At 62.1% G+C, this 18,105-nt stretch carries 14 protein-coding genes; 9 read left to right on the plus strand and 5 right to left on the minus strand.

Features of this window, described 5'->3' with window-relative positions:
- Positions 1–41: 41 nt before the first annotated feature.
- Positions 42–902 carry a MurR/RpiR family transcriptional regulator gene (locus tag EIP85_RS20195; protein WP_127904028.1) on the plus strand — a complete coding sequence of 287 codons (861 nt, stop codon included), beginning with the start codon at positions 42–44 and terminating at the stop codon, positions 900–902.
- Positions 903–1,309: 407 nt separating this feature from the next.
- Here the strand turns inward: EIP85_RS20195 and EIP85_RS20200 are convergent, their stop codons facing one another.
- The 3 genes from EIP85_RS20200 to EIP85_RS20210 all read right to left on the minus strand — a co-directional run bounded on the left by EIP85_RS20200 (position 1,310) and on the right by EIP85_RS20210 (position 4,086).
- Positions 1,310–2,056, minus strand: a complete 747-nt coding sequence (locus EIP85_RS20200; protein WP_127904029.1) for an alpha/beta fold hydrolase — start codon at positions 2,054–2,056, stop codon at positions 1,310–1,312.
- Positions 2,057–2,130: 74 nt separating this feature from the next.
- Complete coding sequence (locus EIP85_RS20205) at positions 2,131–2,865, minus strand: hypothetical protein (protein WP_127904030.1); 735 nt, start codon at positions 2,863–2,865, stop codon at positions 2,131–2,133.
- 348 nt (positions 2,866–3,213) lie between these two features.
- Positions 3,214–4,086, minus strand: a complete 873-nt coding sequence (locus EIP85_RS20210) for a beta-keto acid cleavage family enzyme (RefSeq protein ID WP_338325356.1) — start codon at positions 4,084–4,086, stop codon at positions 3,214–3,216.
- A gap of 58 nt (positions 4,087–4,144) precedes the next feature.
- Between EIP85_RS20210 and EIP85_RS20215 the strand changes: the two genes are divergently transcribed.
- From EIP85_RS20215 to EIP85_RS20230, 4 genes are all read left to right on the plus strand, one after another.
- Positions 4,145–5,026: a MurR/RpiR family transcriptional regulator gene (locus EIP85_RS20215; protein WP_127904032.1), complete on the plus strand. Its 882-nt coding sequence runs from the start codon at positions 4,145–4,147 to the stop codon at positions 5,024–5,026.
- Between the two features lie 6 nt (positions 5,027–5,032).
- Positions 5,033–6,373, plus strand: a complete 1,341-nt coding sequence (locus EIP85_RS20220) for an aspartate aminotransferase family protein (protein ID WP_127904033.1) — start codon at positions 5,033–5,035, stop codon at positions 6,371–6,373.
- 112 nt (positions 6,374–6,485) lie between these two features.
- Positions 6,486–7,454 carry a TAXI family TRAP transporter solute-binding subunit gene (locus tag EIP85_RS20225; protein WP_127904034.1) on the plus strand — a complete coding sequence of 323 codons (969 nt, stop codon included), beginning with the start codon at positions 6,486–6,488 and terminating at the stop codon, positions 7,452–7,454.
- Between the two features lie 100 nt (positions 7,455–7,554).
- The gene (locus tag EIP85_RS20230) at positions 7,555–10,161 is read left to right on the plus strand and encodes a TRAP transporter permease (RefSeq protein WP_127904035.1); all 2,607 of its coding nucleotides are present in this window, start codon (positions 7,555–7,557) and stop codon (positions 10,159–10,161) included.
- A 624-nt stretch (positions 10,162–10,785) separates the two neighbouring features.
- On the opposite strand, the gene EIP85_RS22905 is transcribed toward EIP85_RS20230, so the two are convergent.
- Positions 10,786–11,055, minus strand: a complete 270-nt coding sequence (locus EIP85_RS22905) for a DUF1344 domain-containing protein (RefSeq protein ID WP_164871826.1) — start codon at positions 11,053–11,055, stop codon at positions 10,786–10,788.
- Positions 11,056–11,881: 826 nt separating this feature from the next.
- Between EIP85_RS22905 and EIP85_RS20240 the strand changes: the two genes are divergently transcribed.
- The 4 genes from EIP85_RS20240 (at position 11,882) to EIP85_RS20255 (ending at position 15,781) form a co-directional block, all read left to right on the plus strand.
- The gene (locus EIP85_RS20240) at positions 11,882–12,346 is read left to right on the plus strand and encodes an outer membrane lipoprotein (RefSeq protein WP_127904037.1); all 465 of its coding nucleotides are present in this window, start codon (positions 11,882–11,884) and stop codon (positions 12,344–12,346) included.
- Between the two features lie 38 nt (positions 12,347–12,384).
- Positions 12,385–13,641, plus strand: coding sequence for an MgtC/SapB family protein (locus EIP85_RS20245; protein WP_206615606.1), 1,257 nt, complete (start codon positions 12,385–12,387; stop codon positions 13,639–13,641).
- Positions 13,642–13,780: 139 nt separating this feature from the next.
- A complete protein-coding gene (locus tag EIP85_RS20250; RefSeq protein WP_127904038.1) occupies positions 13,781–14,791 on the plus strand; it encodes a sodium:calcium antiporter in 1,011 nt (336 codons plus the stop codon).
- Positions 14,792–14,833: 42 nt separating this feature from the next.
- Entirely contained in the window at positions 14,834–15,781 is a 948-nt protein-coding gene (locus EIP85_RS20255) for a universal stress protein (RefSeq protein WP_127904039.1), read from the plus strand.
- A gap of 286 nt (positions 15,782–16,067) precedes the next feature.
- Here the strand turns inward: EIP85_RS20255 and EIP85_RS20260 are convergent, their stop codons facing one another.
- Positions 16,068–17,831, minus strand: coding sequence for an SLC13 family permease (locus EIP85_RS20260; RefSeq protein WP_127904040.1), 1,764 nt, complete (start codon positions 17,829–17,831; stop codon positions 16,068–16,070).
- Between the last annotated feature and the right edge of the window lie 274 nt (positions 17,832–18,105).

Below are 18,105 nucleotides of genomic sequence, written 5' to 3' on the forward strand. Positions count from 1 at the left end.
ATCTATTCAAACTCACAGAGCAGACGACAAAGGGAGGCTCAATGTCAGTCATCCGTAAGATTCTCGCAAATCTCGATCGTATGTCCCCGGCCGACCGCGAAATCGGGCAGTTCATCGCGGATCATCCGGAACGGATGTTGAGCCTGTCTTCTGCCGCGCTGGCGGCCGAGACGGGGCGCAGCCAGTCAAGCGTGGTGAAATTCTCTCAAAAACTGGGTTTTGCCAGCTATCAAGACCTCAAACTGGCGATTTCGGCCGGTCAGGCGCGGGACTGGCGGATCCCCACCGGACCGATCCACGGTTCCATCGAGCAAGGCGATGGCTATACGACCATTGCCGAGAAGCTGGTTTCCTCCAAATATCGCGCGATGCGGGAGACGGTGGCCGCCAACGACTCCCGCGAGGTCGGGCGGGCAGTCGAAGCGATCATCTCCGCCCGTCGGGTCTTCCTGGCGGGGGTTGGCGCCTCGTCGCTGGTCGCAAGCGATCTCTGCTACAAGCTTCTTAAGCTTGGTCGTGCCGTCATTCACACAGTCGACAGCCACATCCAAATGGCGAATGTCGCCGGGGCGGAAGAGGCCGACGTTCTGATAGCCATCTCCTATTCCGGTTCCAGCATGGAGACCTGCCGCATTGCAGAGCTTGCCCGCGCTCAGGGCGCTCAGGTGGTGGCGATCACCGGAATGCAGGATAACCCTCTTGCCAAGTTGGCTGATGTTCTCCTCTACACGGTTGCCGACGAAGAACATGTGCGCTCCTCGTCGATCATGGCCCGCGACGCCCAGCTCGCACTGGCCGACCTGCTCTTCTTGCTGACCGTCCAACGCCAAGAGGATGCGCATGACTTCATCCATCGGAGCGAAATCGCGGTTACAGCCCTTAAAGCGGCCGGGCAGGTCTGATGCGCGCGCAAAGCGAGTTTTGTCATTTGTGGACGTATATGAACCCCACCTGATTGCAACGGTCTCGCTGGTTCTGGGTCGAGCGTCACGATTGCTGACGTATATCCGGCTTCCTGATGCGGCCCGTCTACTGGAAGGCGGATGTCTTGCCGTCGTTGATCGCGGTGGCAGTTGGTGCGTTTGCCGACTCAGCCTTCGCCCCATCACTAAGACTGGAGTCGTCAACCTACACAGCCTTATGTCCTGCCGCGACGGTCATGATGATCCGGGGAAGTGCGAGGCGTTGATGGTGTAACCACGCCACAACTTCCGATTGAAGGGCAGATGTGGATCTGTGCTTCAGTTTATGGTGTGGCTTTCATTCGTTGCACGGTCCTTGCGTCGCGGTCGGCTACCAAGAAAGTCCGTTAGCTCAGCCCATTGAGGAACCGATTTATTGTCTCGGCGGCTGCTTGGGGTTGCTGACACATCCACCAGTGGCCAGCACCTTCAAGTACCGCAACCTGAGCGCCCGCCCGCGCGGCCGAGCGCCGTATCAGTCTCTCGCCGCCGCAGAAATGATCTTCGGTCGGGATCAACGCGAGGCCGGGTCGTTCAGCTGCCGCGTCCAAGTGCTTTCCGGCTTCAAGCATGACGGGCTGTACGGCTGAGCGGTAAAGCGCCAGAATCGCCCGTCCCATGTCCGTACTTCGTGCCGACAGGATTTTTTCCGCGGTCGACCGCGTCATGCCCAAGCTTTCGTAGCGGTTCACAGCCGCCTCTATTGGCGCCTTCATCATTTGGGCGATCGCCTGTTCGCCCGTTTCGGGCGCCTGCCAAGCCTGCGCAAGATCATGCCAGACATAGTCAGGGTCATAGAGGCCCAGAATATCGGTGGTCCATGATCGGATCAGGTCAGGACGTTGCATCGCAACGCCCAGTACGTGGCCTCCTCCCCAATCGTGTCCGATCAGATCGACAGGTCGGGCCAGCGTCTCAAGCTCTCTGACAAGCCAAGTTCTGTAAGCGGCCATTGTGCAGTCGAAACCTTTGGGAACGGGCGCGCCGAAGCCCGGAGGCGAGAGGCAAACAACATCATCATCCGCCAGATGCGGAATCAGATCGTCCCATATTGCTGCGGTCTCGGGATTGCCATGCACGAGGACGGTCGTCATGTCGGGCTTCCTTTCGCCAAAGGGCCAAGCTGTCGAGGGAGCCAGGCCTGCCGGCTACGGGGGCAGCGCGAATCTCAACCGGACATTTCGAGTACCGGGTCACTGCCGCCCCAAACGCCCTTGCTGGAAATGATGCGGCCGCGGCTGAACGAGCTTCGATCGAACAGACCGTTCACACGGTGATAGTCGATCTGCGATCGGTGATGTCCGGGCTTATAGGCTGCGGCCATCATCGACGCGTCGTCCCGCCAGAGCGACACCGTGATCCCATCGTGTCCGTCCACGCCAGCTCCGCTATAGACTGCGCGCCGGATATTGCCGGGAAGAGTGGCGTAGTAGGCTTGGACATTGCCGATCTCTTTTAGGAACAACACGATGCGGGGCACATCGTCCCGCCCTGGATTTTCATATCCCGCCGAGGTGAAGACCATCAACGGGCCGCCAGGATCTGTTCGGGCCGCCGCAATGGTACCATTATGTCTTACCTCGCCACGCCAGTTCACCTCCCCCCGATGTGCGAACGGCACCACCAGAGCGTGATACTCCTCGGCCGCATCACCGAGAAACGAGAGATGGCTCTGTGGATTTTCATAGACCTCCTCGGCGTCAGCACGCGTCTGATAAAGACCGAACCCACCCCATTCGTCCGAGACGTTGGTACTCATGCCATCGGGGCCGAGTGGTGAGGCCGGATAGAACCGCCACGCCTCGGCCTTCCCTGGCCCAGGCAATGGTTTTCCGCTGCCGTCAATCGGATTTGTAAATCGAACACGGTGAAACACGATCCAATCGTGGTTCTCAGCAGTCATCGGTCCTCCCCCCCCATGACGTTTCTCTGTTAATGCGAGGATACTACCGAGTCCTCCAAGCGCAAAGCGGCGGCGCTTGGCGTCGACGGAGCACGAAAGCGCTCGCTCGTGTAATCCAAGAGGTCTTGCGCCGACCCGGTCTCACGGAGGCGGAAAGGCCTGCTTTCCTGCGCATCGCGGCCATTCGTGGTCATCGCAGCGAACGCGCGCGTCGCGCCCAGACTACCCAATGCTGCCTGGCAGCGCTGCGCAGAAAGATCCGTTTGGAGCGTCTACCCGCCAAGCATGATGGGCAGGCAGAACCGGCCCTAAGAAGGCCTCGGTGCGAAAGCCCAATTCGGCCATCGATTAGCGAAGAACGCTTTGAAGATCGGCGCGTAGTCGGTCGGCGCTCGCCAAGCTCCATCCAGCGTCACCCAGGATGCCAGCGATCGCACGCACGAGGTCGGCATTGCTGTCGGCCCGGCGGCCATCGGGCAAGTGAAGGTTGTTCTCAAACCCGACCCGGATATGCCCGTCCATGAAGGCGCCGGCGGTGACGCAGGCCGCCTCGTCCCGGCCGAAGGCGCAGGTGGTCCAATGGTCGAAGCGTGGGATATCCGGCGCCAGGAATGGCAGCAGGTCGGCCGGACAGGATATTTGGCCCGCAGCGTACCGGCCCAGAACGAAGAGCACCGGCACAGCGTTCCACGGCACGAGGCCGCGCTTCATCAGCGCGGCCAATGCCACGGCCTCGGCGGGGTCGTACAGGATGATCTGCGGTAGCACGCCTTCCCGCGCCATCCATGCCAGCGTTTCGGCAAAGGCTGTCTCGTGGCCCTGGTCCGGCACGAATTCGCGCAAGGCGAGGGACGCGGCCTCTGGATGCGTAGCGCGCAGCACCGCGGCCTGCTCCTCGGGCGCATATCGGCCGACGGACTCGGTGGTGATCTGGATCACCATGTCCTGCCCCACGGCGCGGCGAATGGCGGCGATCGCATCGTGGTAGGCCTCGGCATCAAGGAGATGCCGCCCGGCACCGTCGCGAACATGGACGTGGATCATTGAGGCCCCGCCATCGCGACATTCGGCTGCCGTTTCAGCAAGTTCCTTTGGCGTCAGCGGTAGCGCAGGGTGATCGGCCTTGGTGCGCCGACCGCCATTCGGCGCCACCATCAGGGCCACAAGTGGGGCCGCTTCAGCGATCGATTGAGAGGAGGGAACATGATTCATCTGAATCATTGTAGACCACTATGATACAAGTGTTGCAATCCCGGATTTGTGATCCTAGGCTCGGCGAATGGATTCTGCTCCTCTCGCCACAACCATCGTCGAAGCATTCGACAGCCTGCCCGGCCAGCTCCAGTTGGCCGCGCGCTTCGTGCTCGATCACCCGCATGACGTGGCGCTGCTGTCGATGCGCGAGCAGGCGCGGCGGGCCAAGGTGAAGCCCGCCACGATGATGCGGCTGGCCCAGCATCTGGGCTTCGATGGCTATGACGCCCTACGGCAACGATATGCCGAGGCGGTGCGCGATGGCGGCCTGGGTTTCGCCGGGCGGGCGAGTGATCAGGTCAGGAGCCAGCAACTCAAGGGCGAAATGGCTTTGGCCGCAGACATGTTGTCGTCGCTCGGGCGGCAGTTCGGCCAGATGGCGGGTCCTGAGACGATCGCGCGGATTGCCGCTGCGGCTCGGGAGCTCGGGGCGGCGCGGCGCATCTTCTGCCTCGGGCTGCGGTCGAGCTACGGCGCGGCCTGGCACTTCAGCTATATCCTGTCGCTTTTCGGCGATGCCGGAGTGATGCTCGACGGCACGGGCGGGATGAGCGCCGACCGGCTCCGCAGCGCGTCGTCCGAGGACGCGCTCGTCGTTGTCAGTGTCTCTCCTTACACCCGCGTGACGCTGGAGATCGCAGGGTATGCCGCCAAGCGGGGTGTGCCCATTGTCGCAGTGACCGACAGCGAGGTTGCCCCGCTCGCGCAGATCGCCCGCCACACGCTGGTGGCGCCGATCGAAAGCCCGTCCTTCTTTCACACCATGGCGCCAACCTTCGCGCTGGCCGAGATCCTCGCTGTGCTGGTTGCGGGGCGCGGCGGCGAGGCAGCGCTCGACACGCTGCGAAAGTCCGACGCCCTGATGGCCGAATTCCAGACCCACCATTCCCGCAACCCGAGGTCCTGAACGCCCATGAGCCAACTGCTGCATCGCCAGATCAAGACGGACCTCCCGATCGCAGTGGGAGGGGACGGCATCGAGTTGATCGACAAGGCCGGCAAACGCTATATCGACGCCTCGGGTGGGGCAGCTGTGTCCTGCCTTGGCCACAACCATCCCGACGTCATTTCCGCTCTGCATTCTCAGCTCGACAAGCTCGCCTATGCCCATACCGGCTTTTTCACCACCGAGGTAGCTGAGGCGCTGGCCGAAAGGCTGATCGCAGACGCGCCCGGGGACCTCTCGCATGTCTACCTGGTCTCCGGCGGCTCGGAGGCCGTCGAGGCGGCACTGAAGATGGCGCGGCAGTATTTCGTCGAGATGGGCGAGCCGCAGCGCCGCCACATCATCGCGCGCCGCCAGAGCTATCACGGCAACACGCTCGGGGCGCTGGCCGCGGGCGGCAACGCATGGCGGCGCCGGCAGTTTCAGCCGCTCCTGGTCGAGACCCATCACATCGACCCGTGCTTTGCCTATCGCCATCAGGATCCGATGGAAAGCGCCGAGGATTACGCAGCCCGCGCCGCCCAGGCGCTCGCCGACAAGGTCGAGGAACTCGGCGGCGAGAATGTAGTCGCCTTTGTCGCAGAGACGGTGGTGGGCGCCACGGCAGGGGCGGTGCCGCCCGTTGCGGACTACTTCAAGCGCATCCGCGAGATCTGCGACCGCCATGGAATCCTCCTCATCCTCGACGAGGTGATGTCGGGCATGGGCCGCACCGGGACGCTGCATGCCTTCGAGCAGGAGGGCGTCGTGCCGGACCTGCTGACAATCGCCAAGGGTCTTGGCGGCGGCTACCAGCCGGTCGGCGCGGTGCTGCTCGGGCGCCACATCTACGACGCCTTCGCAGGTGGCTCCGGCTTCTTCCAGCACGGGCATACCTACATGGGCCACCCGATGGCGGCGGCAGCGGCGCTGGCGGTGCAGGAGGTGATCGCCCGCGACAACCTGCTGGCCAACGTACGGGAAATGGGAGGTGCTCTCGCCGACCGGCTCACATCGCGCTTCGGCAATCACCCGCATATCGGCGATATCCGCGGCCGTGGCCTGTTCCAGGCCATCGAGCTTGTCGCCGATCGAGGGACCAAGGCAGCGTTCGATCCCGCACTGAAGCTCAACGCAAAGATCAAGGCAGCCGCCATGGCCCGCGGCCTCATGGTCTACCCGATGGGCGGTACCATCGACGGGGTACGCGGCGATCACGTCCTGCTGGCGCCGCCTTTCATCGTGACGGAAGAGCAGATCGACACCATCGCCAACAGGCTCAGCGAAGCGGTCGAGGACGCGCTCGCGCAGATCGCGCCGGGGCGATGAAGAGAAGACCGGCCGACCGATGCATCGGTGCCGGGAAGACCGCCCCGGGGGCAACAATCCGAGGCGCAAAACATGTCCCCGGCCGGGGGCACAACCACATGGGAGACATTGAATGTCCAGAGTCTTGAAAACCCTGTTCTCGGCGGCCATCGTCGCGGGCGGCCTGAACGCCGCCCCGGTTTCGGCGGCCGATCAGTTCATCACCATCGGCACCGGTGGCGTGACGGGCGTCTACTACGCGGTTGGCGGCGCAATCTGCCGGCTGATGAACAAGACCCGGGCCGAGACCCATATCCGTTGCTCGACCGAATCTACCGGCGGCTCGGTTTTCAACGTCAACGCGATCCATACTGGCGACCTCGACTTCGGCATGGCGCAGTCCGACGTGCAGTATCAGGCCATCAACGGCACCGGCCATTTCAAGGGCAAGAAGGTGGGCGAACTGCGCGCCGTCTTCTCCGTCCATCCCGAGCCGTTCACGGTGCTGGCCCGCCCGGGCGAGGGCATCAAGACCTTTGCTGACTTCAAGGGCAAGCGCTTCAATATCGGCAACCCCGGCTCCGGCACCCGCGCCTCGATGGAGGAACTGCTGAAGCAGATGGGCTGGAGTGACAAGTCCTTCTCGCTGGCCGCGGAGCTGAAAGCCGACGAGCAGGGCTCCGCGCTCTGCGACAACAAGATCGACGGCTTCTTCTACGGCGTGGGCCATCCGTCGGCCGCCATTCAGGACCCGACGACCCAGTGCAACGCCAAGCTGATCCCGCTGACCGGGCCGGCGGTCGACGCGCTGGTCAAGGCGCACCCCTATTACTCCTACGCCACGATCCCGGGCGGCATGTACAACGCCAACCCAAACCCGACCAAGACCTTCGGTGTGCGGGCGACGCTGGTCACGAGCGCCAACACGCCCGATCAAGTGGTCTACGACCTGGTGAAGTCGGTGTTCGAGAACTTCGATGAGTTCAAGAAGCTGCACCCGGCCTTCGCGCATCTCGATCCGAAGGAGATGATTACGAAGGGGCTGTCCGCGCCGCTGCATCCGGGCGCCATCAAGTATTACAAGGAACGCGGCTGGATGTGATCCTGCCGACGGCGGAGGGCGCGTCATGGTGCCCTCCGTGCCTTTTCGTCGTGACAGATGACGAGCGCCAAACAGCAAGAGAAGAACGGGGAGACCGGCCATGAGCCAGGTTGACGACGGACACCAGCATGTCGATGTCGATGCGCTCAACGAGATGGTCGCAGAGGCCGATACCGGTGGGCGCAAGCCCGGCGGATTGACCGGCAAACTGATCGTCGCGGTCGCTATCGCCTGGTCGCTCTTCCAGATCTGGTATGCGTCGCCGATCCCCTACGCGATCACCTGGGGCGTGATCAGTGACAGCATCGCGCGCGACATCCACCTCGCCTTCGCGCTTTTCCTCGTGATGCTGACCTTCCCAGCCTTCAAACGGTCGCCTCGGGACCGAGTGCCGCTTTTCGACTGGGCGCTGGCCATCGCGGGCGCCGCCTCGACCCTCTACCTCGTGGTCTTCTACGTTGCGATCGCCAATCGGCCCGGCCTGCCCACGACGGCAGACATCGTGGTCAGCGTCATCGGCGTCCTGATCCTTCTGGAGGCGGCGCGCCGGGCCGTGGGTCCGGCAATCACGGTCATTGCCGTCATCATGCTGGCCTATATCTTCCTCGGCCCCTACATGCCTGGGCTTCTCGCGCACAAGAGCTCGTCTCTCTCCCGCGTCGCTTCGCAGATGTGGCTGACCTCCGAAGGCGTCTTCGGCGTGGCACTCGGTGTGTCGACCAATGTCGTCTTCATGTTCGTCCTCTTTGGCACGCTCCTGGAACGGGCGGGTGCCGGCGGTTATTTCATCCAGCTCGCCTTCTCGCTTCTGGGGAAATACCGCGGCGGCCCGGCCAAGGCCGGCGTTGTGGCCTCCGGCCTCACCGGGATGATCTCGGGCTCGTCGATCGCCAATGTTGTCACCACCGGTACCTTCACCATCCCGTTGATGAAGCGCGTCGGCTATCCGGCGGTGAAGGCGGGGGCGATCGAGTGCGCCGCTGGCGTCAACGGACAGCTGATGCCGCCGGTGATGGGGGCTGCGGCCTTCCTGATCGCCGAGTATGTCGGCATCAGCTATGCAGAGGTGGTCAGGCACGCCTTCCTGCCCGCACTGCTGACCTATGGCTCCTTGTTTTACATCGTCGATATCGAGGCGATGAAGATGGGCTTGACCGGCCTGCCGTCCCCGCAAGCATCCGGACGCTTTCAGAGCCTCGCCCGCGGGCTCATGGGCATCTGTGGCTTCGTAGTGCTGGCGGGGGTCGTCTACTACGGTATCGGCTGGACCAAGGTGGTGTTCGGCCCGGCCGCGACCTGGATCGTGCTCGCGGCGCTGATCGCACTCTACATCGTCCTTGTTCGCTACCGCGCCGGTCACCCGGACCTGCCGCTTGATGATATCGACAAGGCCTTTGACGAGGTCCCGCATTTCGGCGAGACCGCGCGCACGGGCCTGCACTTCATCCTGCCGGTGGTGCTCTTGATCTGGTGCCTGATGGTTGAGGAGCTTTCGCCCGGCCTTTCCGCGTTTTACGGCGTCGTGGCGCTGATGGCGTTGATTGTGACGCAGCGGCCCCTCACGGCCTACTTCCGGCGCGAACGCGACCTTGGCCCGCATTGGAAGGCAGGCTTTGTCGAGCTTTTCGAGGGCCTTTCGGCGGCCGGGCGAAATATGACTTCGGTCGGTATCGCTACGGCCACGGCGGGCATAATCGTTGGTACCGTGCTTCTGACAGGTGTCGGGCTTGTGATGACCGAGCTCGTGGAGTTCATCTCTGGTGGCCATCTGATTATCATCCTGATCTTCACGGCCTTCATCTGCATCATCCTAGGCATGGGGATGCCGACGACCGCTTCCTATGTCGTCGTCGCCACTCTGATGGCGCCGGTGATTGTCAACCTCGCCGCCCAGAACGACCTTGCCGTGTCACTGGTGGCGGTGCATCTCTTCGTCTTCTACTTCGGGCTGATGGCGGACGTGACACCACCGGTCGGACTTGCCGCCTACGCTGCGGCGGCCATCTCCGGCGCCGATCCGGTGAAGACCGGCTTCCAGGGGTTCAAATACGAGATCCGGACTGCCCTTCTGCCCTTCATCTTCATCTTCAACGGCGGCTTGCTGATGATTGGCATAAATGGTCCGCTCGACTTCCTGATGATGCTGGTGACCTCGGTGCTGGCGATGCTGTCCTTTGTGTCCGCGACACAGGGTTGGTTTCTCGTCCGAAACCGGTGGTGGGAGTCGGTGGCGCTGCTGCTTGTCTGCTTCACGCTCTTCCGGCCGGGCTTCTGGCTCGACCAGATCTATGCCCCCTTCGTCACCCGTCCCGCGACCGAGCTGATGACCCAGATCGATCACACCGAGGCCGGCCAGCCCTTGCACCTTCTTGTGAAATCGCTCGACTACAAGGGCGACGAGGTGGAGAAGCTCGTCCGCATCAATCTCGGTGACGGCAAGACCGCCGCAGCCCGGCTCAGTGAGGGTGGATTGAGAGTCAATGTGCTCGGGGAGAGCGTGACCGTAAGCTCGGTTCGCCTCGGCAGCCAGGCCGCCAAGTTCGGCCTGCAATTCGGTGACACGATCATCGGCATCAACGTGCCCGCGGTGCGACCCTCCCGCTACTGGTTCGCGATACCTGGCCTGCTTCTTCTTGGCTTCATCTTTTGGGCACAGCGCCGTAGGCGGCGTGCGAGCGGCTTTCGGCCGGCAGCCATTCGGACCTGACCTATTGTCCAATGACAGTCACCGGGAAGACGCGTCGCGACCCTCCGCGTGACGGCTGCCAGGCCTGCTGCAGATGCTATGGGCCGGGATCAACGCAGGTGACGTACCAATGGGTTGATGCCGGCCGATTCACAGCATGCGCCGCCCCCACCCCCCATCGTGATTCCGTTGCGGGCTGAGATGGTGCCGGAGGTGCGAGCCGTGGGCGGTGAATTGAGAGATCAGAATGACCTCACTGTGTATTCCCGGATGAGCTTATTCTAAGCGCTTGGCGGCGGTGGCTTAGGCCCGCGGCATCAGGGCGTAGATGTCCTTCTCGAGATGGCCTTGGCGAGGTTGGGGTCTGATGCCGGAGGGGGCAGGATCCTACGCTAAGCTCTTTTCGGCCATCTGTACTCCCCCGTGAGCAGGATATGTGCCCAGCCGAGAGGCGAGATGTGGGCCAGGAGGTTGGGAGAGCGTTGGTATGTGTGGTGTCGGGGACGTGATCGAAACACGCTACCCGATGGCTCGCTAGCCCGATGGCGGGTGAACTTGTCAGCGCCCGCCAGTGGGCGGGCGCCTTTGATATCCGCTTTGGGAGTTGGTGCCCTTGGGCCCCGTTCCACTCTGCGCGGTGCGCGATCAGCTGGCAGGGGTCACGTCAGTGACAACCCACTTGCCGTTGATATCTTTCCAGTGGAAATCCACCCTGGCACCCGGCTGCAGCCGTTCGTGCAAAGCGGCCGGCAGGACGTTGTGGGTCGTTCCGTGGGCGAAAGTCACCGTCATCGCTGCGGGATCGATAGCCGTGATAATTGCCCCAGTATAATCTCCGCTGTCCTGGGCGGAAGCCACCAGCGGGGCGAATGAAAACACGGCCGCCACAGCGGCCGGAATCAGAATTATCTTCATGTCAGCCTCCTTCTTCGGTCGTGCACGGTTAGTATCTACGTCACGACTGTGGACGATATTCGCTTGTCCCGTCGGCCCATTCTGGCCCGGCAAGTCGTCGTCCGTAGCGAGCCATATGGGGCCGTGAGGAACGAATGAAAGGCGAATGAGGGGCGAGACGCTCCCTTGGCTTCGCCTCGGCGGTTTGGCGCCACAAACGTGCCTCTCCAGGTGTTTTCGATGGGCACTCGGCCGCCGAGCACGAACAGCAATAAGCGTGGCAGGAAACATTGCGCAATTGCCTTGAGGCCAAGAAAACAAACGAAAAACTTGCCCTCGCCTCTGTCGGGGAAGACTTCCTACGGCAGCTATGGGGACTTTTCTAAGAGTGCCGAATGACCGTTATCAACGACCCAGGTTTGTTTTCGTGCTCGGCTGCAGCGACGCATGAGTCGCGATAAAACTGATAGTCGCTTTCAGGTGAGGCGCTGCGTTCGGGATGCGGTTAGGAGACTTTGGAAACAACCGATATCGGTCTTTCAGGCCTCTAACTGGCCGCTGAAATGATTGGGTGTTTTGGATAACATGATGCGCTTCGGGGCGGCCTTCGCCTGAATGGCAGTCGCGGCCGAGCTTTCGCTGTCCTTGCGTCACGTCAAGGCGGATCATCCGAAACCGTGCGATCAGGGCCGCGATGCAGCCTTGGGTAGGGCGTGGGAGCGGGGACTTTGGATGATCAATCTGACCGCCGCAGGGCGAGGTTCTGAACCAAGTCTAATGCTGTTCCCGCAGCTTGGATGGCATTGATGCCGCTGGCGACTGGACGGTCCAAGAAGGGGGCAGTTCGATGCTGAAACCTTCAATGTTGGCGCCAGCTGCGCTTGCGGTGCGCGCCTGCGATCAAAGTTATACGCCTTATGCGCAGGGGCTGGGCTTGGGCTACGGCGCAGCGTCACCGGCAACCTACAGTAAGGATGGCACGATCATACATGTACGATCCGCGACGATGGAGCGCACCGCTGAGGACGAACAGGTGGTCGGCGCCATCGCAGGCGGTCTGGTCGCGGCCGTCATCGGCCACGAGTTCGGTGCAGGGATCGGTCAGGACCTGATGACGGGCGCCGGCGTCATTACCGGCGCGGTCATTGGCAGCAATCTGTTTAGACGCTCTGGAACCTATGCGTCGCAGGCTTGGACAATCCGCCTTGATAGCGGCAGTACGAGTAGGGTCATCCAACCTTCCGACCTCTTCCGGGTTGGTAAGAGGGTCCGGGTCGTCCAGCGTGAAGACGAAAAATACCTGGAGCGTTAACCTGGCTCAACACTAGGTCCGGCCGAGGAGCGATCCGCGTGACTGAGAGTGACCTCTTTTACAGGCTTGGTGTTGCCACTGCGATAGGGCTTATGGTCGGTCTCGAGCGGGGCTGGCGAGAGAGAGAGGCCGAAAGCGGAAGCCGTACTGCGGGAATACGGACGTATGCGGTCACAGGCCTGCTGGGCGGGAGTGCAATGGCGGTTATGCCACCCCCTGCGATGCCCTTGGTGTTTGTGGCAGCTCTCATCGTCTTCGGTGTGCTATTCGGGCTCTTTTCGCTTCGCGAGGCTCGGGCGGATCGCACGTTCTCGGTGACTGGTACCATAGCCGCTCTCTGCGTCTTTATGCTCGGCGGTCTGGCGGTGACGGGTGAGATCGAAGTCGCGGCGGCCGGAGGAACGGTCCTGGCCGCGGTCCTTGCGAGCAGGGAGATCCTGCACCAGTGGCTGCGCCGGATCACATGGATCGAAATCCGATCCGCCATTGTCCTTGCAGTGATGACTGCAGTCATCCTGCCGCTGCTCCCGAACAGGACGGTTGATCCATGGGGCGGTCTCAACCCATGGGATATATGGCTCTTCACCGTCCTCACCGCGGCAATCTCTTATGTCGGCTACATCCTGATCCGTATTGCAGGACCAACCCGCGGCTTGGCCCTCAGCAGTCTTGCGGGCGGCCTGGTGTCCTCTACGGCCACCGTTCTTGCCCTCGCTCGACAGGCGGCAACCGGAGGTCCGGAAAGGTTGCTTTCCGCGGGTGCTGCACTCGCTTCGATGGTTTCCGTGCTTCGGGCGAGTGTGATCGTGCTGATTGTGTCTCCCTCTGTTTTCCTGTTGGTCATCCCAGTAACCGCAGTTGCCGCATCGGTGCTCGGAATCGGGGGCGGCCTTCTTATGCTCCGAGCATCGGCAGTCTCGGCCAATAGCCGAGAGCCTGGAAACCCCTTTCAACTGATGCCCCTACTCGTCTTCGCCGCATTCTTTGCGGCAGTATCAACGCTGAACGCCGCACTCTCACCCCGCCTTGGTGAACAGAGCGTGATCGTTAGCGCTGCGGTGTCGGGATTGTTCGATGTCGACGTTGCGGTCCTTAGCTCGCTGCGCCTGACCGCTCAGGCAATCGCGTCCTCAGACATTGCACTGGCCGTGCTGAGTGGGATGGCCGCTAACGCGTTGGTGCGACTTGGGATCGCTTACTGGACACCAGGCATCCGGTTTTTCGCCCCGTTCGCGACGTTGACGCTTCTTGCTATCGGCTCTGGCGTTGTCGTCTGGAGCCTCATTCATGGATGATATCATTTGCCGCATATAACGGGCCTTGAGCTCGCGCCGTCGAGCGGCCGACGCTGACAGTAGAGTTCGGCATTAGAGCCGCACCGACCATGCTCTCGAAGGTCATCATCCTTTCTCGCCGCGCAAGGAAGCCTGAGCCATGACTCCCACTGCCGTCCCCTGGCTGGAGCTCGGGCTTTGCGCCGCGGTGATTGCCATTGCCGGCTCGGTTCTGGTTCGCTACGGGGAGGCGGTGGCACGCCTCACCGGTCTGTCACGTTCTTGGGTGGGACTAGTGCTGTTGGCGACGGCGACTTCGCTGCCGGAGCTTTTCACCGGAATCAGCGCCGTTACCGCTGCGGGCGCGCCCAACATCGCGGTGGGCGATGCGCTTGGCAGCTGCGTCTTCAACCTTCTCCTGCTGGTCTTGCTTGACGAGCTCAGCCGCTCGGAGCCGATGTACCGCCGTATCGATCAGGGCCACATTCTGACGGCGGGCTTCGGCGTCATCATGATCGGCGCGGTGGGCGCACTGGTCCTGCTCAGCCGGGAGCAGCTCGACCTCCGCTTCCTCCACATCAGCGCCTACACACCGCTAATCATCGTGGTCTACCTCGTCGCCATGCGCGCCGCCTTCGACTACGAGCGGCGGAGCCGGAGCCACGCGGCGCCGGAGGAGGCCATTGAGGGGCTCACCCTGCGGACCGCCCTGCTGCGCTACATGGCGGCTGCGATCTTCGTCGTCGCAGCGGGCAGTTGGCTGCCCTTCGTGGGTCAGGACATCGCCACGGCGATGGGCTGGAAGCCGACCTTCGTCGGCACGCTGCTGATCGCCGGGGCCACTTCTCTGCCGGAGCTGGTAGTCACAGTCTCTGCCCTGCGGATCGGGGCGGTGGACATGGCTATCGGCAATCTCCTCGGCAGCAACCTCTTCGACATCCTAATCATTGCGATCGATGATATCGCCTACACCAAGGGGCCACTGCTCTCCTCCGTCGCCTTGGCTCATGCCATCACCGCCTTCGCCGCGGTCATCATGTCGGGCATCTTCGTCGTGGCGATGCTCTTCAAGCCTGAGACCCGCCTGCGCGGCACCGTCGGCTGGGTCAGCCTGTCGATGCTGGTTGTCTACCTATTCAGCTCCTACGCGGTTTACCTCCATGGGCTCTGACCCGGTCGGCGGAGGCAGGCCAGCGATACGTTGATCTGGGTCATGTCCCACCAAGAGATTTGCGGTCAGCATTATTTTGTCCGGCCCGACAGGGGGCCGCTCGACGCAATGATCAAGGCATGGGAGCCCATGACACCGAAGTTGATCCTCGTTGCAACCGATATGTCTGAGCGGTCCGATCGCGCACTTGCGCGCGCCAGTCAGCTGGCCCGCCAGACCGGAGCCGCGCTTCACATCCTTCACGTGGTCGATGAGGAACTGCCCGCAACGATCGCCGAGGCGGAAATCGCCTCGGCGAAGGTCAATCTGAACCAGCTCACCTCGGTGGGCAGAGGCCTTCGCGGACTCGAAGCCCGCCTGGAGGTCGTCCCTGGCGATCCCTGGAGGACGATTGTGCAGAAGGCGAATCTTGTCGATGCCGATCTGATCGTCCTAGGGACCCACAGGCGACGCGGCCTTAGCGGCATGTTTGAGGGTACGACCATCGAGCGTGTAGCCCGAACGTCCGCACGACCTGTCTTGCGGGTTATGGCGCCGGCGCTTGAGGCATATAGAGAGGTACTCGTCGCCGTCGACTTCTCCGAGTGCGCGCGAGGCGCTGCGCGGCTCGCATTTGCTCTGGCCCCGACAGCGGCGGTGACGCTCGTGCACGCCTACCACATTCCCTACAAGGGGTTGACAGTGCACATCGGGCCGGAAGGCGATATGTCCAAGGCTGAAAAGGATGAGATCGAGAGTGGCCTGAGCAAACAGATTGCCACGTTCCTGCGCGAGGTTGATGCGACCGGCCGGGACGTTCGGAGCTTCCTTGCCGAAGGCACCCCAGATCATGTTCTTCGACAGCAAATAGCCGCGCGGAACGCGGACCTACTTTGCCTTGGTCTTCATTCGCGATCCTGGCTCCAGGACTCGATCCTCGGCAGCACAGCCTGGGAGATGTTGGCGGACTGCCCATGCGACCTTCTTCTGGCGCCGCTTGAACGGAGATAGCTGTTCTCAATTGCACGTCGGCGTCATGCAAGGCGGGCAGAAGCGAACTAAAGTGTGCAGAACGCCAAGCCAAGCGATTCAGTACCTTTTTGCCGCTCTCCTCTCAGGGGCTCCGGGCGATCTGGGATAGTCTTGTTCGGACGCGATCTGTTTCCATGAACTCATGGATCATGCATCGCCATCTCGTATTCTCCGGAGGTCGTCCGAGACCTTTCTCCCCAAGTACGACTTGAATGGGACGCAAGGGGCCAGGCTTCAAGCACTTCGGTCTCCGTAAGGTGGGCCACTAGGGCCAGAAGACGGGCACCAGAACGAGGAGCAGCGTCAGGCTAAGGAGCGTCAGCGGAAGGCCGGCACGCACGAAGTCCAGAAACCGATAGCGCCCCAGATCGTAGACGAGCAGGCAAGCCGGTTCGAACGGCGACACAAAGGACAGGGACGCCGAGAGCGTCACCAGCACTGCCAGCGTACGCGGGTCCATATCAAGGCCGGGTGCTGCGGCCACCGCCACTGGCAAAACCGCAAGCGCCGCAGCCGCGTTCGACATCGGCTGAGTCAGAACGATGGTAAGAAGCGCGAAGATTGCCATAGCGACCCACGGACCGAAGCTCCTACCGGCGACCACTACATATCCGGCCAAGTACTGCGCCGCTCCTGTTTTCTCCATCGCAAGGCCAAGGCTCGTCATGCCTCCGATCAGGATTAGCAGGCGCCAATCGATCGACTGGTAGGCCTGCTGCATGGAGATCCCGCCTGTTACTACAATGACAAGTACGGCCGTCAGGATTGCCACCGGGAAGGGCACGAGCCCGGCTGCGCCCGCAATGACGGCAATCACCATGGCAATGAGTGTCAGCAGGCCTTCGCGTGGCGTCATCGCTTCCGCGTCAACTTCCATCAGAACGCGAAGATCTTTGTCTCCGTGAAAGCGGCCCAATTCTTCTCGTGGCCCCTGCAGCAACAGAACATCACCTGCCTTGAGGCGCATGTTTTCGATGCGTGCGGGTCGACTCCCCCTATGGCGATAGACCGCGAGAACGATGCCGCGAAACTCATCGAAGAAACTGAGCTGTTTGAGAGTCTGCCCAACAAGGCGTGACTGCGGAGCGATCAACGCCTCAGCGAGCAGGAGATCCTCCCTCTCTGAATAGCGTTCGGAGAAATGCGCGTCAGGCTCGAGCCTATATTGCTTTGACTTCTTAAGGAGAAGGAGGCCCCGTCGCGTGGCGCGGATGATCAGCTCGTCACCGTCCCGCAGTTTGCGCGAGGGATGCGGCGCCAGTCTTTGCCCTGCGCGCTCGATCGCCAGTAGATCCGCCTCGAGTTGATCGAGCTTCAGTTCGTGCACTGGGCACCCGATCGCCTGTGACCCTGCCGGAAGACATAACGTCGTCACAAAGCTCTGCGGATCGGCCGTATCCTCGGACCCTTCCGCGGTTCGGGCGGGCAGAAACCAGCCCGCACCAAAGACCAGCCACAAGATTCCCACGCCGGCGATGATTGTTCCTATTCCTGCGAACTCGAACAACGAGAATGGCGCCATGCCGAGCCGCTCGACCATCGCACTGCCCGCGAGATTGGTCGATGTTCCTATGAGGGTGCAGGTCCCTCCGAGGATCGACGCATAGGCCAAGGGCATGAGTACGCGGTTCGGGCTGATTCCAGCGTTGCGGGCTGCGCCGATGGCAGCTGGCGTCATGATCGCTGTAACATTGGTGTTGCTGAGAAAGGCTGAACTGGCTGCCGAGATCGACAGAAGCGCGAGAAGCAGCGAACTCTGACGCCCCCCAGCCAGCCGGTGGAGGGCGTCAGCGAGCCGCTCCATCGCCCCCGCCTTAACAATAGCCCCGGCGAGAACCATGATTGAGGCAAGCATGACGATAACGTCGCTTCCGAAGCCCGCGAATGCCTCGGCTGGTGTCAAAATGCCGGTCATCGTTAAGACGGCCACCACCGCAAGCGTGACCACATCGACAGAATACCATTCGGTGGTGAACAGAACCATCGCGGCGACGAAGAGCGAGAGAACGATCAGGATGTCCATCGTCATTGCGTGCCACCGTCATTTGTCCGCTTCAAACGAACCGCGCCAGCGCCGGCGCCCCGGCTCAGCCCTTGCATCACACGTCGAAACTCGTCTCGCTTTTCGTGGATCGTTGCGATTGCAGATCCTGCGGGAACCCCCAGCCCGACCAGTGCGGCTTCCGAGAGCTGGAGGAGTTTCGGGCTACCGCCGCCTACACCCACATTCACACCGCAATAATGCTCACGCTTCGCGATCGAAGCCATCTCAGGCAATCAGGCGATCTCATCGAAATCCGTGG

This window comes from Solirhodobacter olei, assembly GCF_004010155.1.
Lineage (GTDB): Bacteria > Pseudomonadota > Alphaproteobacteria > Rhodobacterales > Rhodobacteraceae > Solirhodobacter > Solirhodobacter olei.